Origin of the sequence: Pseudomonas sp. Marseille-Q5299, assembly GCF_943737035.1 — a bacterium.
Taxonomy (GTDB): Bacteria; Pseudomonadota; Gammaproteobacteria; order Pseudomonadales; family Pseudomonadaceae; genus Aquipseudomonas; species Aquipseudomonas putida_E.
Window position 1 is genome coordinate 104266 of record NZ_CALSFR010000001.1, and the last position, 17773, is coordinate 122038.

General features: G+C 63.1%; 17 protein-coding genes. 5 read left to right on the plus strand and 12 right to left on the minus strand.

The window, feature by feature from the left end; translation table 11 throughout:
- Nucleotides 1–9: 9 nt before the first annotated feature.
- The 7 genes from NGJ21_RS00515 to NGJ21_RS00545 all read right to left on the minus strand — a co-directional run bounded on the left by NGJ21_RS00515 (nt 10) and on the right by NGJ21_RS00545 (nt 7680).
- Nucleotides 10–783 carry an enoyl-CoA hydratase gene (locus NGJ21_RS00515; protein ID WP_115274315.1) on the minus strand — a complete coding sequence of 258 codons (774 nt, stop codon included), beginning with the start codon at nt 781–783 and terminating at the stop codon, nt 10–12.
- A gap of 13 nt (nt 784–796) precedes the next feature.
- Complete coding sequence (locus tag NGJ21_RS00520) at nt 797–1924, minus strand: acyl-CoA dehydrogenase (RefSeq protein WP_119687463.1); 1128 nt, start codon at nt 1922–1924, stop codon at nt 797–799.
- Between the two features lie 8 nt (nt 1925–1932).
- Complete coding sequence (locus NGJ21_RS00525; RefSeq protein ID WP_046785204.1) at nt 1933–3126, minus strand: acetyl-CoA C-acyltransferase; 1194 nt, start codon at nt 3124–3126, stop codon at nt 1933–1935.
- Between the two features lie 12 nt (nt 3127–3138).
- On the minus strand, nt 3139–3906 hold the full coding sequence (locus tag NGJ21_RS00530) for an SDR family NAD(P)-dependent oxidoreductase (protein ID WP_115274312.1): 768 nt from the start codon (nt 3904–3906) through the stop codon (nt 3139–3141).
- A 13-nt stretch (nt 3907–3919) separates the two neighbouring features.
- A complete protein-coding gene (locus NGJ21_RS00535; RefSeq protein WP_115274311.1) occupies nt 3920–5563 on the minus strand; it encodes an AMP-binding protein in 1644 nt (547 codons plus the stop codon).
- A 178-nt stretch (nt 5564–5741) separates the two neighbouring features.
- Nucleotides 5742–6752, minus strand: a complete 1011-nt coding sequence (locus NGJ21_RS00540) for an AraC family transcriptional regulator (protein ID WP_174142520.1) — start codon at nt 6750–6752, stop codon at nt 5742–5744.
- Nucleotides 6753–6816: 64 nt separating this feature from the next.
- Complete coding sequence (locus NGJ21_RS00545) at nt 6817–7680, minus strand: LysR substrate-binding domain-containing protein (RefSeq protein ID WP_115274309.1); 864 nt, start codon at nt 7678–7680, stop codon at nt 6817–6819.
- 134 nt (nt 7681–7814) lie between these two features.
- Between NGJ21_RS00545 and NGJ21_RS00550 the strand changes: the two genes are divergently transcribed.
- Nucleotides 7815–8921 (plus strand): 2-aminoethylphosphonate--pyruvate transaminase, encoded by a 1107-nt coding sequence (locus NGJ21_RS00550; RefSeq protein WP_119687467.1) that lies wholly within the window; start codon nt 7815–7817, stop codon nt 8919–8921.
- Nucleotides 8922–8955: 34 nt separating this feature from the next.
- Entirely contained in the window at nt 8956–9783 is an 828-nt protein-coding gene (gene phnX / locus NGJ21_RS00555; RefSeq protein ID WP_115274307.1) for a phosphonoacetaldehyde hydrolase, read from the plus strand.
- Between the two features lie 108 nt (nt 9784–9891).
- Here phnX and NGJ21_RS00560 read toward each other — a convergent pair whose 3' ends face one another.
- Nucleotides 9892–10452, minus strand: coding sequence for an NADPH-dependent FMN reductase (locus NGJ21_RS00560; RefSeq protein WP_251961681.1), 561 nt, complete (start codon nt 10450–10452; stop codon nt 9892–9894).
- Between the two features lie 156 nt (nt 10453–10608).
- Here NGJ21_RS00560 and NGJ21_RS00565 point away from each other — a divergent pair, with 156 nt between their 5' ends.
- Entirely contained in the window at nt 10609–10827 is a 219-nt protein-coding gene (locus NGJ21_RS00565; protein WP_046785212.1) for a hypothetical protein, read from the plus strand.
- On the opposite strand, the gene NGJ21_RS00570 is transcribed toward NGJ21_RS00565, so the two are convergent.
- From NGJ21_RS00570 to NGJ21_RS00585, 4 genes are all read right to left on the minus strand, one after another.
- Nucleotides 10811–13060 carry an Orn/Lys/Arg family decarboxylase gene (locus NGJ21_RS00570; RefSeq protein ID WP_204918450.1) on the minus strand — a complete coding sequence of 750 codons (2250 nt, stop codon included), beginning with the start codon at nt 13058–13060 and terminating at the stop codon, nt 10811–10813. The two genes, NGJ21_RS00565 and NGJ21_RS00570, sit on opposite strands and share 17 nt — an antisense overlap.
- 164 nt (nt 13061–13224) lie before the next feature.
- Nucleotides 13225–13983 carry a DNA polymerase III subunit epsilon gene (dnaQ, locus tag NGJ21_RS00575; protein ID WP_039602584.1) on the minus strand — a complete coding sequence of 253 codons (759 nt, stop codon included), beginning with the start codon at nt 13981–13983 and terminating at the stop codon, nt 13225–13227.
- Between the two features lie 51 nt (nt 13984–14034).
- Nucleotides 14035–14481, minus strand: coding sequence for a ribonuclease HI (gene rnhA, locus NGJ21_RS00580; RefSeq protein WP_012315304.1), 447 nt, complete (start codon nt 14479–14481; stop codon nt 14035–14037).
- Between the two features lie 13 nt (nt 14482–14494).
- Entirely contained in the window at nt 14495–15268 is a 774-nt protein-coding gene (locus NGJ21_RS00585) for a class I SAM-dependent methyltransferase (RefSeq protein WP_046785214.1), read from the minus strand.
- 86 nt (nt 15269–15354) lie between these two features.
- Here NGJ21_RS00585 and gloB point away from each other — a divergent pair, with 86 nt between their 5' ends.
- Both gloB and NGJ21_RS00595 read left to right on the plus strand, forming a co-directional pair.
- Nucleotides 15355–16134, plus strand: coding sequence for a hydroxyacylglutathione hydrolase (gene gloB, locus NGJ21_RS00590; protein ID WP_196996764.1), 780 nt, complete (start codon nt 15355–15357; stop codon nt 16132–16134).
- 100 nt (nt 16135–16234) lie between these two features.
- Nucleotides 16235–17656 (plus strand): lytic transglycosylase domain-containing protein, encoded by a 1422-nt coding sequence (locus NGJ21_RS00595; protein WP_046785216.1) that lies wholly within the window; start codon nt 16235–16237, stop codon nt 17654–17656.
- Nucleotides 17657–17773 lie beyond the last annotated feature (117 nt).

A 17773-nucleotide genomic window follows, 5' to 3' on the forward strand; every position in this document is an offset into this window, starting at 1 on the left:
CGGCACTGGTCAGCAGTCCTTGAACTGCGCATCACGCTTGGCAATGAAGGCAGACATACCTTCCTTCTGGTCTTGAGTTGCAAACGCCGCATGAAACACCCGACGTTCGAAGCGCACGCCTTCACTGAGAGTGACTTCAAAGGCCCGGTTGACGCTTTCCTTGACCATCATGCTCACCGGGATCGACTTGCCAGCAATGGTGGCAGCCACCTTCAATGCCTCCTCGACCAGTTCGGCCTGTGGCACCACGCGCGCAACCAAGCCTGCACGCTCCGCCTCCTCAGCCCCCATCAGCCGCCCCGTCAGGCACAGCTCCATGGCCTTGGCCTTGCCTACGGCCCGGGTAAGGCGCTGGGTACCACCCATGCCCGGCAGTACGCCCAGATTGATTTCCGGCTGCCCGAACTTTGCGTTGTCGGCCGCCAGAATGAAGTCGCACATCATCGCCAGCTCACAACCACCGCCCAACGCAAAACCCGATACCGCAGCGATGATCGGCTTGCGGCGATTGGCAATACGATCGGCATCACTGAACAGGTCATCGACGTAGATCTGCGGGTATTTGAGCTCGGCCATTTCCTTGATATCGGCACCGGCGGCAAAGGCTTTGGCAGAACCGGTCAGCACCACGCAGCCGATATTCGGGTCACGCTCGAGCTGGTCCAGGGCCTGGTTGATCTCACTGACGATCTGCGCGTTGAGCGCATTGAGCGCCTGGGGCCGATTAAGGGTAATCAGGCCGACCTTGCCGTGGATATCCAACAGGATGGTTTCGAATGCCATGCAGACTGCTCCTTCAAAGATTGCGCGCAATGACCATGCGCTGAATGTCGCTGGTGCCTTCGTAGATCTGGCAAACCCGCACGTCGCGGTAGATCCGCTCCAGCGGGAAGTCACTCAGATAGCCATAACCGCCTAATGTCTGCAAGGCATCCGAACAGACCTTTTCGGCCATTTCCGAGGCGAACAGCTTGGCCATCGACGCTTCCACCAGCGCAGGGCGCCCGGCATCGCGCAGTGCTGCGGCGTGCAGCACCATCTGCCGTGCCACGGCGATTCTGGTGGCCATGTCCGCCAAGCGGAAGGCTACCGCCTGGTGCTCGATCAAGGGTTTACCGAAACTGCAACGTTCCTTGGCGTAATCACGGGCCACTTCGAACGCAGCACGGGCCATGCCCACCGACTGCGAGGCAATGCCGATACGCCCGCCCTCAAGGTTGGCCAGGGCGATCTTGTAACCCTGCCCCTCCTCGCCCAGACGATTGGCAACTGGAACGCGCACATTGTCGAAAACGATCTGGCAGGTGTCGGATGCGTGCTGGCCGAGCTTGTCTTCGACCCGCGCCACCTGGTAACCCGGCAAGTCGGTGGGCACGATGAAGGCGCTGATACCACGCTTGCCTGCCTCTGGGTCGGTGACAGCGAAAACGATCACCACACCGGCGTTCTGCCCGGAGGTAATGAACTGTTTGCTGCCGTTGAGCACATAGTGGTCGCCATCCAGCCGCGCACGGGTTTTCAGGCTGCTGGCATCGGAACCGGCCTGGGGCTCGGTGAGGGCGAAGGCACCGATCATCGACCCGCTGGCCAGCGGTGCAAGGTACTGCTGCTTTTGCAGCTCGCTGCCGAACTTGAGGATGGGCACGCACCCTACCGAATTGTGCACACTCATGATGGTCGAGCAGGCGCCATCGCCAGCAGCGATTTCTTCCAGGGCCATGGCATAGGCCACGTAGCCGGTGTCACTGCCACCATACTGCTCGGGTACCAGCATGCCGAACAGGCCGAGTTCGGCCATCTCCTGGATCGCTTCCCAGGGGAAGCGGTGTTCCTTGTCCCATTGTTCGGCAAAAGGCTTGAGGCGTTCCTGGGCAAAAGCCCGGACCGCATCGACGATCTGTTGTTGCTCGTCAGTTACCAGCATGGTTCACCTCAATACAGACATTCGACAGCCATGGCCGTGGCCTCGCCACCGCCGATGCAGATGGCCGCAACGCCGCGGCGTAGGTTGTTCTGGCGAAGGGCCGACAGCAGGGTTACCAGGATCCGCGCGCCCGACGCGCCGATCGGGTGCCCCAGGGCGCAGGCACCGCCATGAATGTTGACCTTCTCGTGAGGCAGGTCGAGTTGCTTCATGGCGGCCAAGGTGACCACGGCAAAGGCTTCGTTGATCTCGAACAGGTCGACCTCGGCCAGATTCCAGCCAGTGCGCTTCATCAGTTTGTCGATAGCGCCGATAGGCGCCGTGGGGAACAGTGCCGGCGCGTCGGCGAAGGCAGCGTGCCCATGGATCACAGCCAAGGGCGTCAGGCCGCGTTGCTGCGCCTGGGAGCGGCGCATGAGCACCAGTGCCGCAGCGCCGTCGGAGATCGAACTGGCGTTGGCGGCAGTGACGGTGCCGCCCTCTCGGAACGCCGGCTTGAGTTGCGGGATCTTGTCCAGGCGCGCCTTGGGAGGCTGCTCGTCGTCCTTGACCAGGCGCTGTTCCTTGCCTTCGCTGACCTGTACCGGAACGATCTCGGCGCTGAAGCGGCCTTTGCTGATCGCCTCTTGGGCGCGGGTCAACGAGGCGATGGCGAACTGGTCCTGGGCTTGGCGGCTGAACCCGCCGGCCTGGGCGCAATCCTCGGCAAAGGTGCCCATCAGGCGGCCCTTGTCGTAGGCATCTTCCAAGCCGTCCATGAACATGTGGTCGATGATCCTGCCGTGGCCCATGCGGTAGCCGCCACGGGCTTTGTCCAGCAGGTAGGGCGCGTTGGACATGCTCTCCATCCCGCCCGCCACGACCACATCGGCGGTACCGGCCAGCAGCAGGTCATGCGCCATGATCGCGGCCTGCATGCCAGAGCCGCACATCTTGTTGAGGGTCGTGCACGTGGTGTGCTTGCCCAGGCCGGCGCCCAGCGCAGCCTGGCGCGCGGGGGCCTGGCCCAGGCCTGCCGGCAACACACAGCCGAACAGCACCTGCTCGACACTGGCGGCATCCAGCCCGGCACGCTCGACTGCAGCGCGAATCGCAGCAGCGCCCAATTGCGGCGCGGTAAGGCTTTTCAGGTCGCCTTGCAGGCCGCCCATGGGCGTGCGCACGGCGCTGACGATGACAATCGGATCATTGGCGAGGGTCATTAGGGTTTCTCCTTACTTGGCAGCCATGCGCAGTGCACCGTCGAGGCGGATCACCTCGCCGTTGAGCATGCTGTTCTCGATGATGTGGCGGGCCAGCGCCGCGTATTCGCCTGGCCGCCCCAGGCGCGGCGGGAACGGCACCCCGGCGGCCAGGGAGTCGCGCACTTCCTGGGTCATGCCGGCCATCATCGGGGTTTCGAAAATACCCGGGGCGATGGTCATCACACGAATGCCGTAACGCGCCAGCTCGCGGGCAACCGGCAATGTCAGGCTGGCGATGGCGCCCTTGGAGGCGGCGTAGGCAGCCTGGCCTATCTGACCGTCATAGGCGGCGATCGAGGCGGTATTGATGATCACCCCGCGCTCGCCGCTTTCGTCGGCAACGCCTTCGGCCATGGCAGCAGCGGCCAGGCGCAGCAGGTTGAAGCTACCGACCAGATTGACGTTGATGACCTTGGCGAAACTGGCCAGGCCGTGTGGCCCTTGTTTGCCCAGCACTTTTTCGGCACCGACGATGCCCGCACAATTGACCAGCCCGTGCAGGCTGCCAAAAGCCGTTACAGCGGCATCGACGGCGGCCTGGGCCGCTTGCTCGTCGCTGATGTCGGCGACCGCAAAGCGGGCGTTGTCACCCAGCTCGCGGGCCTTGGCCTCGACGGCCTGGGCATTGAGGTCAACCAGCATGACCTTGGCGCCGGCCTCGACCAGCATCTGCGCGGTGGCAGCCCCCAGCCCGGAAGCTGCGCCGCTGACGATAAAGTGTTTGTTGGCGATGTGCATGATCGGGTTCCTTTCAGGCGCGGGCAGGGGTGGCCTGTTGCGCTTGTTGTTTGGCAACTTCCTGATTGCGCAGGATGAAGCGTTGCAGCTTGCCGCTCGGGGTCTTGGGCAGCTCGCTGACGAATTCGATTTCCCTGGGATAGGCGTGGGCATACAACCGCTGGCGAACGTGCTGGCGCAGGGTCTCTTCCAGCTCGACACTACCGTGCACACCGCTGGCCAGCACCACAAAGGCCTTGATCAGTTCGGTGCGCTCCGGGTCCGGTTTGCCGATCACTGCGGCTTCGATCACCGCCGGGTGCTCGATCAGTGCGCTCTCCACATCGAACGGCCCGACGCGGTAGCCAGAGGTGGTGATCACGTCGTCGCTGCGGCCGACGAAGCTGATGCTGCCGTCGGTGTTCAACTCGACGGTATCGCCGCTCAGGTAATACTTGCCGACGAAGGCCTTGGTGGGCAGGCCGTGATAGCCACCGAACCAGCAAAGCGGCGACTGCTCCCGATCCACTGCCAGAATGCCAGGCTGCCCGGCGGGCAATTCGGCGCCCTGCTCGTCCAGCACCACGATGCGGTGACCTGGGATGGCGAAGCCGGCAGACCCTGCCCGCACGGGATGCTCAAGGCCGTGGTGGTTGCACAGCACCATGCCCAGCTCGGTCTGCCCGTAGTGGTCATGGATGGTCACGCCCAACTCATCGGCGAACCAGCGGATCACCTCGGGGTTGAGCGGTTCACCGGCACTGCTGACGACCCGCAGGCGGCCCTGGACCGGCGTTGAGAACGCCTTGCCAGCGGCGATCAGCAAGCGATATGCGGTGGGCGAACCTGCCAGGTTGGTGATGCCCAGCTTGTCGATCACCCGCGCGCAGCTTTCGACACTGAACGGGCCATCGTAGAAGGTGGTGGCGTGGCCCAGCGACAACGGCCCGGTGACCGCGTAGTAAAGGCCATAGGCCCACCCTGGGTCGGCCAGGTTCCAAAAGTTGTCTTGTGGCTGCAGGCCAATGGCATCGCGCATGTAGCCCTGGAACGCGACGATCGCGCGTAGCGGCACTTCCAGGGGTTTGGCAGGGCCAGTGGTGCCCGAGGTGAACATCAGCAGGAAGGGATCGTCGCCCGAGCGCATGACTGGCTCGCAATCGGCAGGGGCGGCATCGAGCAGGCGCTGGAAGTCCAGTTCACCCTCCTCAGCGCCGACGATGATCGGCACGGGGCACACGGCCAGATCGTCCAGCTTGGCGCGGTTGCCACGGTCGGTGACCACCACCTTGGCATGCGACTGCTCCAGGCGGTGCTCGATAGCTTTGGGGCCAAAGGCAGTGAACAACGGCTGGTAAACAGCGCCCAGGCGCCAGGTGGCGAGGATGGTCACCAGCAACTCGGGGGTGCGTGGCATCAGCCCTGCTACCCGGTCACCGGCCTGCACGCCTTGGGCCCTCAGGACATTGGCAAAGCGGGACGCCATGGCTTGCATCTGCCCGAATGTGTAGAGCCTGCCATTGCCCTCGCGGTCCTCGTAGACCAGGGCGATACCACCTTGGGCCACATGGCGGTCACAGCATTCGACGCAGGCATTGAGGGCTGCAAGACTGCCGTGCAGGCCCATTGCGGCCTCGGCATGATTGAATGAAAGGACGGCGTCGCCATACTCGCGCATCGTCAGACTCCTGGGTTCTTATTGTTGGAGTGCACCATCGGTCTGACGATGTTCGCGCCGCCTGCCTACCTGGGCAATGGCCAAAGCTGTCAATCTGAATGAGCGTTTTGGCCGCGTGGCTTCTCAGCCTTCGCGATGCGCCAAGCGCCCGCCGGAGCATTGCTGGTGCAGGGCCGGTTTACACCTGCAGGAAGACACTGCGGTAATGCCCCGGATTGCACCCGAACCATTTGCGAAACGCCTTGTAGAACGAACTGCTGTCGGCAAAGCCCAGCCTCTCGGCGATTTCGCCAAGCCCAAGCTGCGGCTGCGCCAGCCAGGCAATCGCCAACTCGCGGCGAATGCTGTCTTTGAGCGCCTGGTAGTTTTGGCCCTCCTCGCTCAAACGGCGCCGCAAGGTTGACGCCGACATGCACAACGTTGCCGCCAGTTGCTCGGCGGCAGGCCACTGGCTGGGGGTTTGCTGGCTCAGCGTCTGGCGGATACGGCGGGCCAGGCTGTTAGGGTCGCGATACTTCACCAGGATGTTGCCAGGTGCCTCTGCCAAAAAACGCTGAAGCTCGTCCTCGCTGCGGCGCATCGGCATGTCAAGGCAGTCCCCGGCAATGATCATGCGGGTCAAGGGGCGTTCGAACTGCAGGTTTTCCGAGAACATCACCCGGTAGTCATCACAGAAAGGCGGCTCGGCGCACCGCAAGTCAATCGCAAGGATCGGAATACGCCGCCCTGCCAACCAGCAGGCGACGCCGTGGACGATCATCCAGAAGGTGAAATAGGTGAACGCACGCCGAGGCTGAGCATTGGGTTCAACGATGACGATTTCGGCCAGGCTTTTCTGGCGCACCAGTACCGGTTGCAGGTCCTGCAGCATCAGCGAAAGAAACACCAACGCCGTTTCCACGCCAGCCTGCAGGGTGGGCTGGGCCATGCTCGCCCGGCACAGGAATGCCAGGCTTCCGGTACGCAGCCCACGCGGGTCCATGGCGAAGAATTCATCGTTGCAGCGTTGCGCCAGCAAGCGCCAGAGCCGGGAGTAGGCCTCGGCGCTGACGCGCGCATCAGCCTGGTCGAGTTGACCGATGTCGATGCCGGCCTGCGCCAGCAGGCCGGCATCCGGCTCACCCGCCGGGCAGGTCTGCAACAGGGCTTCGCGCACCAGTTGCATGGAGATGGTGTCTTTCTCGCTCATCGGCCCTCCTGGCTGTTGCGTGCCGCCCATGTTAGGCCCGCATGGAAAAAACACCAGCCTTGGATTACAGGCTGGCAGCCAGGGCCAGGAACGCCTGGATCAGCCGCAGCTCGCGGCGCCGCTCCAGGCACCCCACCAGGTGCTGGTTGCGCAAACCGTGCCCGGCCAGCGGCCGCGCCACCACACGTGGGTCATTGGCCACCTCGGTCGAGGAAACGACACCAATCCCAAGCTCCGACGCCACTGCCTCGGTGACTGCCTCACGGCTGTCCAGCTCCAGCAACACCCTGGGCCTGACCGACGCCTGGTCACACGCCTTGTCGAAGGTACGCCGGGTGGTCGAACTGGGTTCGCGCAGCACCATGATCTGCTCATGCAAAGCAGCCAGTGGCAAGTCACCCTGCCCGCTGGCCCAGGCATGGCCTGCCGGCAGCAGTGCGCATAAATGCGACTCGCAGAGGTTTTGCAAGTAAAGGCCCTTGCGCGGTTCGATTTCGGTCAATACGGCCACGTCGGCATGCTCTGACAACAAGGCGGCCAAGGTCTCCTGAGCATTGCCCAGGCGCAGGTTGACGGTGATGCCCGGGTAGCGTTCACGCAATAGCGCCAGCATCGGCATGACCCGGTGCGGCCCATCTGCGGCCACCTCCAGGCGGCCAGTGAGCAGTTGGCGATTGGCCTCGAGCATCGCCTGCGCCTCTTCGGCCAGGCCGAACATCGCCCGGGTGATGGCAGCCAGGCGGGTACCCTCCTCGGTCAGCTCGACCCGCCGCGCCGTGCGCCGTAACAGGGTGATCTGGTAGTGCTCTTCCAGCGCCTTGACGTGCCCAGTCACCGCCGGCTGGCTGATGAACAAGCGCGCAGCGGCACGGGTGAAACTGCCCTCACGGGCGACGGCGTCGAAAGCGCGAAGCTGGAACAGGTTCATATTTATCGGCCTGACTTATGGCTGGCATAACAACAAACAATTTGATTGATAGCTTGGTCAATTGCAACCTAGCCCCCGTAGTTTCAGCGCCAGCTTTTTCGGCTGACCACCTGCAGCTTGTGAGGAACCACGCAATGAGCAACGCCCCGATCCTGCTGACCCCCGGCCCACTGACCACCTCCCTGCGCACCCGACAAGCCATGCTAATGGACTGGGGCTCCTGGGACCGTGATTTCAACCAACTGACCGCCAGCGTCTGCGAGCAACTGCTGGGGATCGTCGACGGCAGCGCCAGCCACCACTGCGTACCCCTGCAAGGCAGCGGCACCTTCGCCGTGGAGGCCGCCATCGGCACTCTGGTACCGCGCGATGGCAAGGTACTGGTGCTGATCAACGGCGCTTACGGCCAGCGCCTGGCGAAAATCTGCAAAGTGCTGGGGCGCAACTTCAGCACCTTCGAAACCGCCGAGGACCAGCCGACCACCGCTGCCGACGTCGACCGCCTGCTGGCGGCGGACCCCAGCGTGACCCACGTGGCGCTGATCCACTGCGAAACCAGCACCGGCATCCTCAACCCGCTGCACGAGATCGCTCAGGTGATCAAGCGCCACGGCAAGCGCCTGATCATCGATGCCATGAGCTCGTTCGGCGCCCTGCCGATCGACGCCCGCGAAATCCCCTTCGAGGCACTGATCGCCGCGTCCGGCAAATGCCTGGAAGGCGTCCCCGGGATGGGCTTCGTTTTCGCCGAGAAAACCGCACTGGCCGCCGCCGAGGGCAATGCCCACTCGCTGGCCATGGACCTGCACGACCAGCACGCCTACATGGCCAAAACCGGCCAATGGCGCTTCACCCCGCCCACCCATGTGGTTGCTGCCCTGCACGAGGCGCTGCAGCAGTACGCCGAAGAAGGTGGCCTGCCGGCGCGCCACCAGCGCTACGCCGACAACTGCAAGACCCTGCTCGACGGCATGGCCGCCATCGGCCTGCGCAGCTTCCTGCCAGCCGACATCCAGGCGCCGATCATCGTCACCTTCCACGCCCCGAATAACGCCCGTTACCAGTTCAAGGACTTCTACGAACGGGTCAAGGCCAAGGGCTTCATCCTCTACCCCGGCAAGTTGACCCAGGTCGAGACCTTCCGCGTCGGCTGCATCGGCGTGGTCGGGCCGGACGGCATGCAAGCCGCTGTGAATGCCGTGGCCGACGTGCTGCGGGAAATGGAAGTACTGGACATCTGACCCTCTGCCCATCCGATTTCAGGAAATAGCGCACATGAACTACAGCAACCCCACCCAGCTGCAAGCCGCCATCCTCGACTGGGCCGGCACCGTGGTCGACTTCGGCTCTTTCGCCCCGACCCAGATCTTCGTCGAAGCCTTCGCCGAGTTCGACGTCCAGGTTTCCATCGAAGAAGCCCGCGGCCCGATGGGCATGGGCAAGTGGGACCATATTCGCACCCTATGTGACGTGCCGGAAATTGCCGAACGCTATCGCAACGTGTTCGGCCGCACGCCGACCGACGAGGACGTCACTGCCATCTATAACCGCTTCATGCCGCTGCAGATCGAGAAGATCGCCGTGCATTCGGCGCTGATTCCCGGTGCTCTGGACACCCTCACCGGCTTGCGCCGGGACGGCCTGAAAATCGGCTCATGCTCGGGCTACCCGAAAGTGGTGATGGACAAGGTGGTGGAGCTGGCGGCCCAGAACGGCTATGTCGCCGATCATGTGGTGGCCACCGACGAAACCCCGAACGGCCGCCCGTGGCCGGCACAGGCACTGGCCAACGTGATCGCCCTGGGCATCGACGACGTGGCGGCCTGCGTCAAGGTCGACGACACCGTGCCGGGCATCCTCGAAGGCCGCCGTGCCGGCATGTGGACCGTGGCTCTGGTGTGCTCGGGCAACGCGCTCGGGCTGACCTGGGAGGGGTACCAGGCGTTGAGCGCTGAGAAGCTGGAGAGTGAGCGCAAGCGCATTCATGCGCTGTTCGCAGGGTCACGCCCGCACTACCTGATCGACACCATCAATGAACTGCCCGAGGTGGTCGCCGATATCAACCGGCGGTTGGCCAAGGGAGAGATGCCGCAGGCGTTCTGACCGATCTGTGTTGCAGCTTTCGCCGGCAAGCCGGCTTCCACAGCTACCCCGCCGTTTTCACGAACGGTGGGGTAGCTGTGGGGCCGGCTTACCGACGACAAGGCCGGCTCAAACCGCCCGGTTCAGCTTCACCCAAGAGGCAAACTTGTCGATGAAACCCTGCAGAAACGGCCGGGTCTTGTCATTGAGCTTGCCACTGTCCTCGAAAAGGCTGGCCGCCCCACCGATATAAGCTTCGGGCATCTGCATGCACGGCATGTCGAGAAACACCAGCGACTGGCGCACGGCATGGTTGGCCCCAAACCCGCCAATGGCACCGGGCGAGACGCTCACCACCGCCGTAGGTTTGCCACCCCAGGCGCTTTGCCCATAGGGACGTGAGCCCACGTCGATGGCATTTTTCAGGCAGCCCGGTACAGAGCGGTTGTACTCCGGGGTGACGAACAGCACCGCGTCGCTGCGCCGGATCTCGTCGCGAAAGCGCCTCCACGGCTCGGGCACATCCGCAGCCTCGACATCCTCGTTGTACAGTGGCAGATCGCCGATTTCGACGATTTTCAAGGCAAGACTGGACGGTGCCAGCTCTGAAAGGGCACGGGCCACCTTGCGGTTGTACGAATCCTTGCGCAAGCTGCCGACGACGACCGCTACCGAATACACCTGGCTCATGGCGATTTCCAACCTTTGCTGGGTTAAGAGACGTTGTAGTTATAGATGACCATTGCTCGGCGCTTAGGTTTTTTTCCTCCGCCAGAAAACTTCCAGGTACCATCCACGGTCTATTCCTGCAGACATTTCCTACGCAATTCAGAGGTTTTCACTTAAATGGCAGCAGTAATGGTCGGCCAATTCCACGCCCGTGACGCCGAAGGCCGTATCTACCCCGTCCACGAGTTCCAAGAGTCCACCCTGCAGACCGACGGCAGCGTACAGGGCGCACCGGTCACCACCTATCGCCTGGCCATCGGCGACCGAGTCAACCACTTGGGTGAAGACCGTTTTGAACTGGTACAGACCGGCGTCGAGATCATTCGCATTCCTTGACGCAATCGACCGTATAGCTTCCGGCTTCGCTCTGCAGGCCGTGCACATCGGCGACAAAGCCGGGAAAACCGCTGTTGAAGGCGCGGGCAAACGCCAGGTAGTCGAGGATCGAGCGGGTAGCTTCAGTGAACCGCTCCCCCGGCATGATCAAGGGTATGCCCGGCGGATAGGGCACCAGCATGACTGCCGCGACACGGCCGAGCAATGCCTCTATCGGCACCGCTTCCACCTCACCGCGCACCATATGGTCATATGCCCGGGCCGGGCTGAGCGCCACTTCCGGCAAGCGACTGAACAACCCTTTGAGCTGCTTGGCCGTGGCATTGACGCGATAGCAGTCATGCAGCTGGTTGCACAGGTCGCGCAGGCCGATACCGTGGTAGCGTGCCGTGTCGACTGCAACGATGCTCGGCAGGCACTGGCTTAACGGAGTATTGCCATCATGATGGCGTTTGAACTCCAGCAACTCGGTCAGCAGCGTGCTCCACTTGCCCTTGGTAATGCCCATCGAGAACAGCACCAGGAAGCTGTAAAGGCCGGTCTTCTCCACCACCAACCCGCGCTCCCAGAGAAACTTGCTGACCACTGCCGCCGGAATGCCCTGCTCGTCCAACACGCCGTCGGCACGCAACCCCGGCATCACCAGGGTGACCTTCAACGGGTCAAGCAGCACATAATCGCCCGCCAATTCGCCAAAGCCATGCCACTGCGCCCCAGGCTGCAGCAGCCAGTCCTGCGCAGCGAGCTGATCGACGCCTTCTGCCCCAGGCGGCTGCCAGATACTGAACCACCAATCGGTGGCCGCGATATGTGCACGCAGGTTAGCCAGGGCGCGACGAAAGCTCAGTGCCTCGTCAAACATCTCTTGCAGCAGCGAACGCCCCGCGGGCCCCTCCATCATGGTCGAAGCCACATCCAAAGAAGCCAGGATGCTGTACTGCGGTGACGTCGAGATATGCATCATGAAGGCTTCATTGAAGCGATCTCGGTCCAGTTGCCGCTGGGCGCCGTCCTGTACATGGATCATCGACGCCTGGCTGAAGGCCGCCAGCAGCTTGTGCGTCGAGTGCGTGCTGAACACCAACGGGCTGCCCTCGGTGCAGGCCGTACCCATCGCATAGCGCCCCGTGAAGAACTCATGAAACGCCGCGTAAGCGAACCAGGCTTCATCGAAGTGCAGCACCTGCGCGCTGCTGCCCAGAGCTTGCTTGATCAGCCCGGCGTGGTAGCACAGCCCGTCATAGGTTGAGTTGGTCACCACCGCCAGCTTGATGCGCGGTTCGCGCCCCTTGGCCAAGGGGTTGGCCAGCACCTTGGCCTGGATCGACTCGGCGCTGAATTCGCTGAGCGGGATCGGCCCGATGATGCCCAGTTCGTTGCGCTCGGGGCATAGGTAGATGGGAATGGCGCCGGTCATGATGATGGCATGGACCACCGACTTGTGGCAGTTACGGTCCACCAGCACCAGGTCATCACGGCCGACCATGGCATGCCAGACAATCTTGTTGGCGGTGGAGGTGCCATTGATCACGAAGAAGGTATGGTCGGCGCCAAAGTTGCGCGCCGCCCTGGCTTCGGCCGCTGCCAAAGGGCCAGTGTGATCGAGCAGCGAGCCCAGTTCCGGCACCGAGACGGACAAGTCCGAGCGCAAGGTATTCTCGCCGAAGAATTGATGGAAGGCTTGGCCCACCGGGCTTTTGCGGTAGGCCACGCCACCGCCATGGCCGGGTGTGTGCCAGGAATAATTGGACTGCGCGGTGTGCTGTACCAAAGCCTTGAAGAAAGGCGGCAGCAAGCCGTCGAGGTAGTTGTGTGCGGCACGTGCTACCTGGCGGGCGAGGAACGGCACGGTGTCCTCGAACAGGTAAAGGATGCCGCGCAGCTGGTTGAGCTCGCTCATCGCTTCGGCGGGAGCGTTTTCCAAGGTGACCTGTTCGCCCAGGGCGAAGATTGGCAGGTCAGGAGCACGCTGGCGGGCCAGGCGGATCAACTCGGCCATGTTCTGCAACAGGTGAGTATTGTCGCCAATGCCTTCGGCGGCGATCAGCATGCAGGCCAGGCCGTGGTGGGTGGCCGCGACCAGACGGGCTTCGGCATTGTCTGCCGCGGCGAGAATGGCGAAGCCGTCCTGACGCAGTTCATCGGCAATCCCCCGCACGCGCTCGCCGGCAACGCTGTCGGCCTTGATGGCACGGTGGACGATGAGGATGGGGAACTTGAGGTCCTTGTACATCAGGCTGCAACCTCCGAAGGACAGAGCGTCTTTCACAGGGTAGTAGAGCCTGGTGCTGTCAGTACGGCCCTGTCGCAGGCACGCCGGTGCCTACGCGAATTTGCAGTTCAGTAAAGAGCTTGTGGGAGCCAGGTTGCGGCGATAAGGCCAGGGCAGACTCAGCATCAACCGGCAGGCGTTTCGGTCAATACCTGCCACATCGACGGCCCGCCCGCCGACTTGGCGATAGCCGCCAGGCGCTCTGCATGCGCCTCCAGTTCCTCGGCAGTGGCCATGATCACCCGCCCAGGCGCACGCCCGGTAATCCGGCGGATCTCGCTGCCACCGCTGCCCTGCCCTTCATTGTCGCCGTCCGCCCCATTGCCAGCCAGCGAAAGGCTGGTCTGGCCACCGGTCATTGCCAGGTAGACGTCAGCCAGCAGCTCCGAGTCGAGCAACGCGCCGTGCAGCTCACGGCCGGAGTTGTCGATATCGTAACGCTTGCACAGCGCGTCAAGGCTGTTGCGCTGCCCCGGGTGCCGGGCGCGGGCCAGCAACAGTGTGTCGAGGATGGTGCAGTGCTGCGAGATGTCGGCGCGGTCGCGCTGGCCGAGCAGGGCGAACTCGTTGTTGATGAAGCCGACGTCGAACGCCGCGTTATGGATGACCAGCGTGGCACCCTGAATGAATTCGAAGAATTCCTCGGCCACATCGCCGAAGCGCGGCTTGCCGACCAGGAACGCGTCGGTGATGCCGTGGACATTGATCGCGCCCTCGTCACTCTCGCGGTCCGGTTGCAGATAGACGTGGAAGTGCCGACCGGTCAGGCGCCGGCCAATGACTTCGACGCAGCCGATCTCGATGATCCGGTGGCCTTCGCTGACCGGCATGCCGGTGGTTTCGGTATCGAGAATGACCAGGCGTTTATCTTGCTGCTGCTCCACGCGGGGCGCTCCAACTTGCATCAGTTACAAAGCCGAGGATTGTACCGCAGCTCAACGTTTGGCGCGTACCTCGTCGACGCCACGGTTGGCCAATTGGTCAGCGCGCTCGTTACCGGGGTGGCCGATGTGCCCGCGCACCCACTTCCAGGTGACCTTGTGGCGGTTGACCTGCTCGTCGAGCTGCTGCCACAGGTCGGCGTTCTTCACTGGCTCCTTCGCGGCGGTCTTCCAGCCGCGCTTCTTCCAGTTGACCATCCACTCGTTGATGCCCTTCATCACGTACTGCGAGTCGGTGGTCAACACCACCTCGCATTCGCGCTTGAGCGCCATCAAGCCCTGAATCGCGGCCATCAGTTCCATGCGGTTGTTGGTGGTTTCGCGTTCGCCGCCCCACAGTTCCTTTTCGACGCCCTTGTAGATCAACAGGACACCCCAGCCACCAGGGCCTGGATTGCCCTTGCAGGCACCATCGGTATACAACTCGACGCTATCGCTCATGTACCACTCATGTTCAGTGCTTTTCGGTATCCGGGCTGACCACGGTGCGGTTGACCTTGGCCAATGGCAAAGGCAGCAACTTGCCCATCGGTTCGCGGCGTTCCTGGCGCAGCGGCCTCAGGCCAACCACCATCTTGCGCGCCACCAGCAGGTAAACCCCGCCACCAGAGCTCTGCCAACCGCCTGCCACCCGTTCCCAGCCCGCCAGGCGTTGTTGCCAGGCCGGTGAGGCAAGCGGCGGACGATAGCACCCGAAGCGGCGTTTCTCCAGCGCGAAGCCCAGCAGGTTGAGCCAGTCACCGACCCGTGACGGCGAGATGCAGCGGGCCTTGCGCAGCGCGCCGTGGCTGAAGAAGTGGCGTATGCCCCAACTGCTCCAGGGGTTGATGCCGACGATCAGCAGATGCCCGCCGGGGCGTACCGCACTGGCGGCCTCGCGCAGCAAGCCATGGGGCGACAGGCAGAAGTCCAGGCCGTGCTGCAGCACCACCACGTCGGCAGCGTGCTCGCTCAAGGGCCAGGCCTGTTCCTCACAGACGATCTCCACCCCCGGCAGCGGCGCGCCCAAACGCACGTTGCGCTGTACCTGGGGGGCGCTGGGCGGAGCCTCGGCGCAGGGGCCGTAATGCACCAGGTAACCCCCGAAGAAGCGCCCGAGCTCCTCCTCCAACAATTTTTCCTCTTCTTTGAGCATCAGCTGGCCGAGCGGGCCGTGGAACCAGTCACGGGCCAGGCTGATCAGCTCGATCCAGGCCGGGTCGGCCTGGGCAAAGGGTTGGTCGGTCATTTGCGCTCTCCCTCGAAGGTTCTCGCACCGCGCCATCGCGGCTAAGATGGCCTCATGTGCCACGCTAGGCGATACGGATCCGCACCATGATACAGATCGATGCTCTCCCCGCTTTCTCCGACAACTACATCTGGTTGTTACAGGATACTGCCAAACGCCGCTGCGCGGTGGTCGATCCTGGTGATGCCGCCCCCGTGGAGGCATGGCTGGCCGCCAATCCCGACTGGGTGCTGGAGGATATTCTGGTCACCCACCACCACAATGACCACGTGGGCGGTGTCGAGCGGCTGAAAAAACTGACCGGTGCGCGGGTCAGCGGCCCGGCCAACGAGCGTATTCCGTGCCGCGACCTTGCCTTGGACGAAGGTGACGAAGTGACCGCGGTGGGCGTGACCTTCCAGGTTCTGGCAGTACCGGGGCACACGCTGGGTCATATCGCCTTCTTCAGCGACCAACCTGCGACACCGGTGCTATTCAGTGGCGACACGTTGTTCGCCGCCGGCTGCGGGCGGATGTTCGAAGGCACGCCAGAGCAGATGCAGCCTGCCCTCGCCAGGTTGGCCGCGCTGCCGGAGCGTACCGAGGTGTACTGCGCCCACGAGTACACCCTTAGCAACTTGCGCTTCGCCAAGGCCGTGGAGCCACAAAACCCGCACGTTCTGCAACGTTTCGATGATGTTACCCGGCTGCGCGCCGAAAATCACATCACATTGCCATCAACCATCGGCCTGGAACGGCTGACCAACCCCTTTCTGCGTACCTCTGAAACATTAGTTAAACAAAAAGCTGACGAATGGAAGGGACATTCAAACACCACGCATGTCGCTGTTTTTGCTGCCTTGAGGTCTTGGAAGGACACCTTCTGATAACCTGAAGATATATCGCAACATGTGCTCGAAGGTTGACCCGGCGGGATGCGGTTTCTAGAATCGCCGAAATTTTTTGCCCGGATACCCGTCCCCGCCGATGTCTTCCCGTAGCCGCAGAACCGCTCATTCAGTCGCCCTGACGCGCCTGGCCCAAATCAGTGCGCTGGCGCTGGCCGCCACCCTGGTGGGCTGCCAGAGCACCCGTCAGCTCGACGAATCCGACAGCGTTCGCGCGCACAGCTACCAGGCGCGGATCAAACACAAACCCGTTCCGCTCGCGGTCAAACCCGCCGAGCAGGCGCCGCAGGATGTGTGGGAGCGCATGCGCCAGGGCTTCGCCCTGCAAGACACCATCGACGTCAACCCGCGCATCGAGCAGCAGCGGCTGTGGTTCGCCAGCAACCCCTCGTTCCTCGAAAACGCCGGTGAGCGCGGTAGCCTGTACCTGCACTACATCGTCGAGCGCCTGGAAGAACGTGACATGCCGCTGGAACTGGCCCTGTTGCCGGCGATCGAAAGCGCCTACAACCCCATGGCCTACTCGCGCGCCCATGCTGCAGGCATGTGGCAGTTCATCCCCTCTACCGGGCGCCACTTCAACCTGCGCCAGACCAATTTCTACGATGGTCGCCGCGACATCACCGCGTCGACCAACGCCGCGCTGGATTACCTGAGCCGCCTGCACGACATGTTCAACGGCGACTGGCTGCTGGCACTGGCCGCCTACAACGCCGGGGAAGGCACCGTCAGCCGGGCGATCGAGCGCAACGAGAAACTCGGCCTGCCCACCGATTACTGGAACCTGCCACTGCCACAGGAGACGCGCGACTACGTGCCCAAGCTGCTGGCCCTGTCGCAGGTGGTCCTGACCCCCGAAGCCTACGGCGTGAACCTCAACCCGATCGCCAACGAGCCCTACTTCGAAGCTGTCGCCATCAAGGACCGCCTGGACCTGTCGCGGGTAGCCGCCTTCGCCAACATCGACGAAGACGAACTGATCCAGCTCAACCCGGCATTCAAGAAGCGCATGACCGTGGATGGGCCCAAACAATTGCTGGTACCGACGGCCAAGGCGCAACTGCTGTCCGACAGCCTGTCCAACCTCAAGCCTGAACAACTGGTCAGCCTGCAGCCGAACAAAGCCGTGTTCGCACGCGCCGTGGCCGAAGCCAAGGCACCTGCCAGAGCGCGCAGTTACCGCGTAAAGCGCGGCGACAGCCTGAGCACCATTGCCAGGGCCAACCGGGTTTCGGTCAAGGATATCCAGCGCTGGAACAAACTATCGGGTAGCCGTGTAAAGGCCGGCCAGGTGTTGGCACTGCGTGGTGGTAGTGCGGCAGGCAACCGGGTGGCGGCATCCTCCAAGCGCTCTACCCAGTACAAGGTCCGCAAGGGTGACTCGCTGTATCTGGTGGCAAAACGTTTCAATGTTGAGATGAAGCACCTCAAGCGCTGGAATCCGCGCAGCGGGCACGCCCTCAAGCCAGGCCAGACCTTGACCGTCTACCTGGGGCACTGATGGCAACCCGGGGCTGCTCCGCAGCCCCTTGATCTCCTTCCAGACACACCCTTTTTCCAACCCCGCCAAGCTGTTACTGTAGCCCGACCAAAGCCCAACGCCTCTGGATCGGATGCC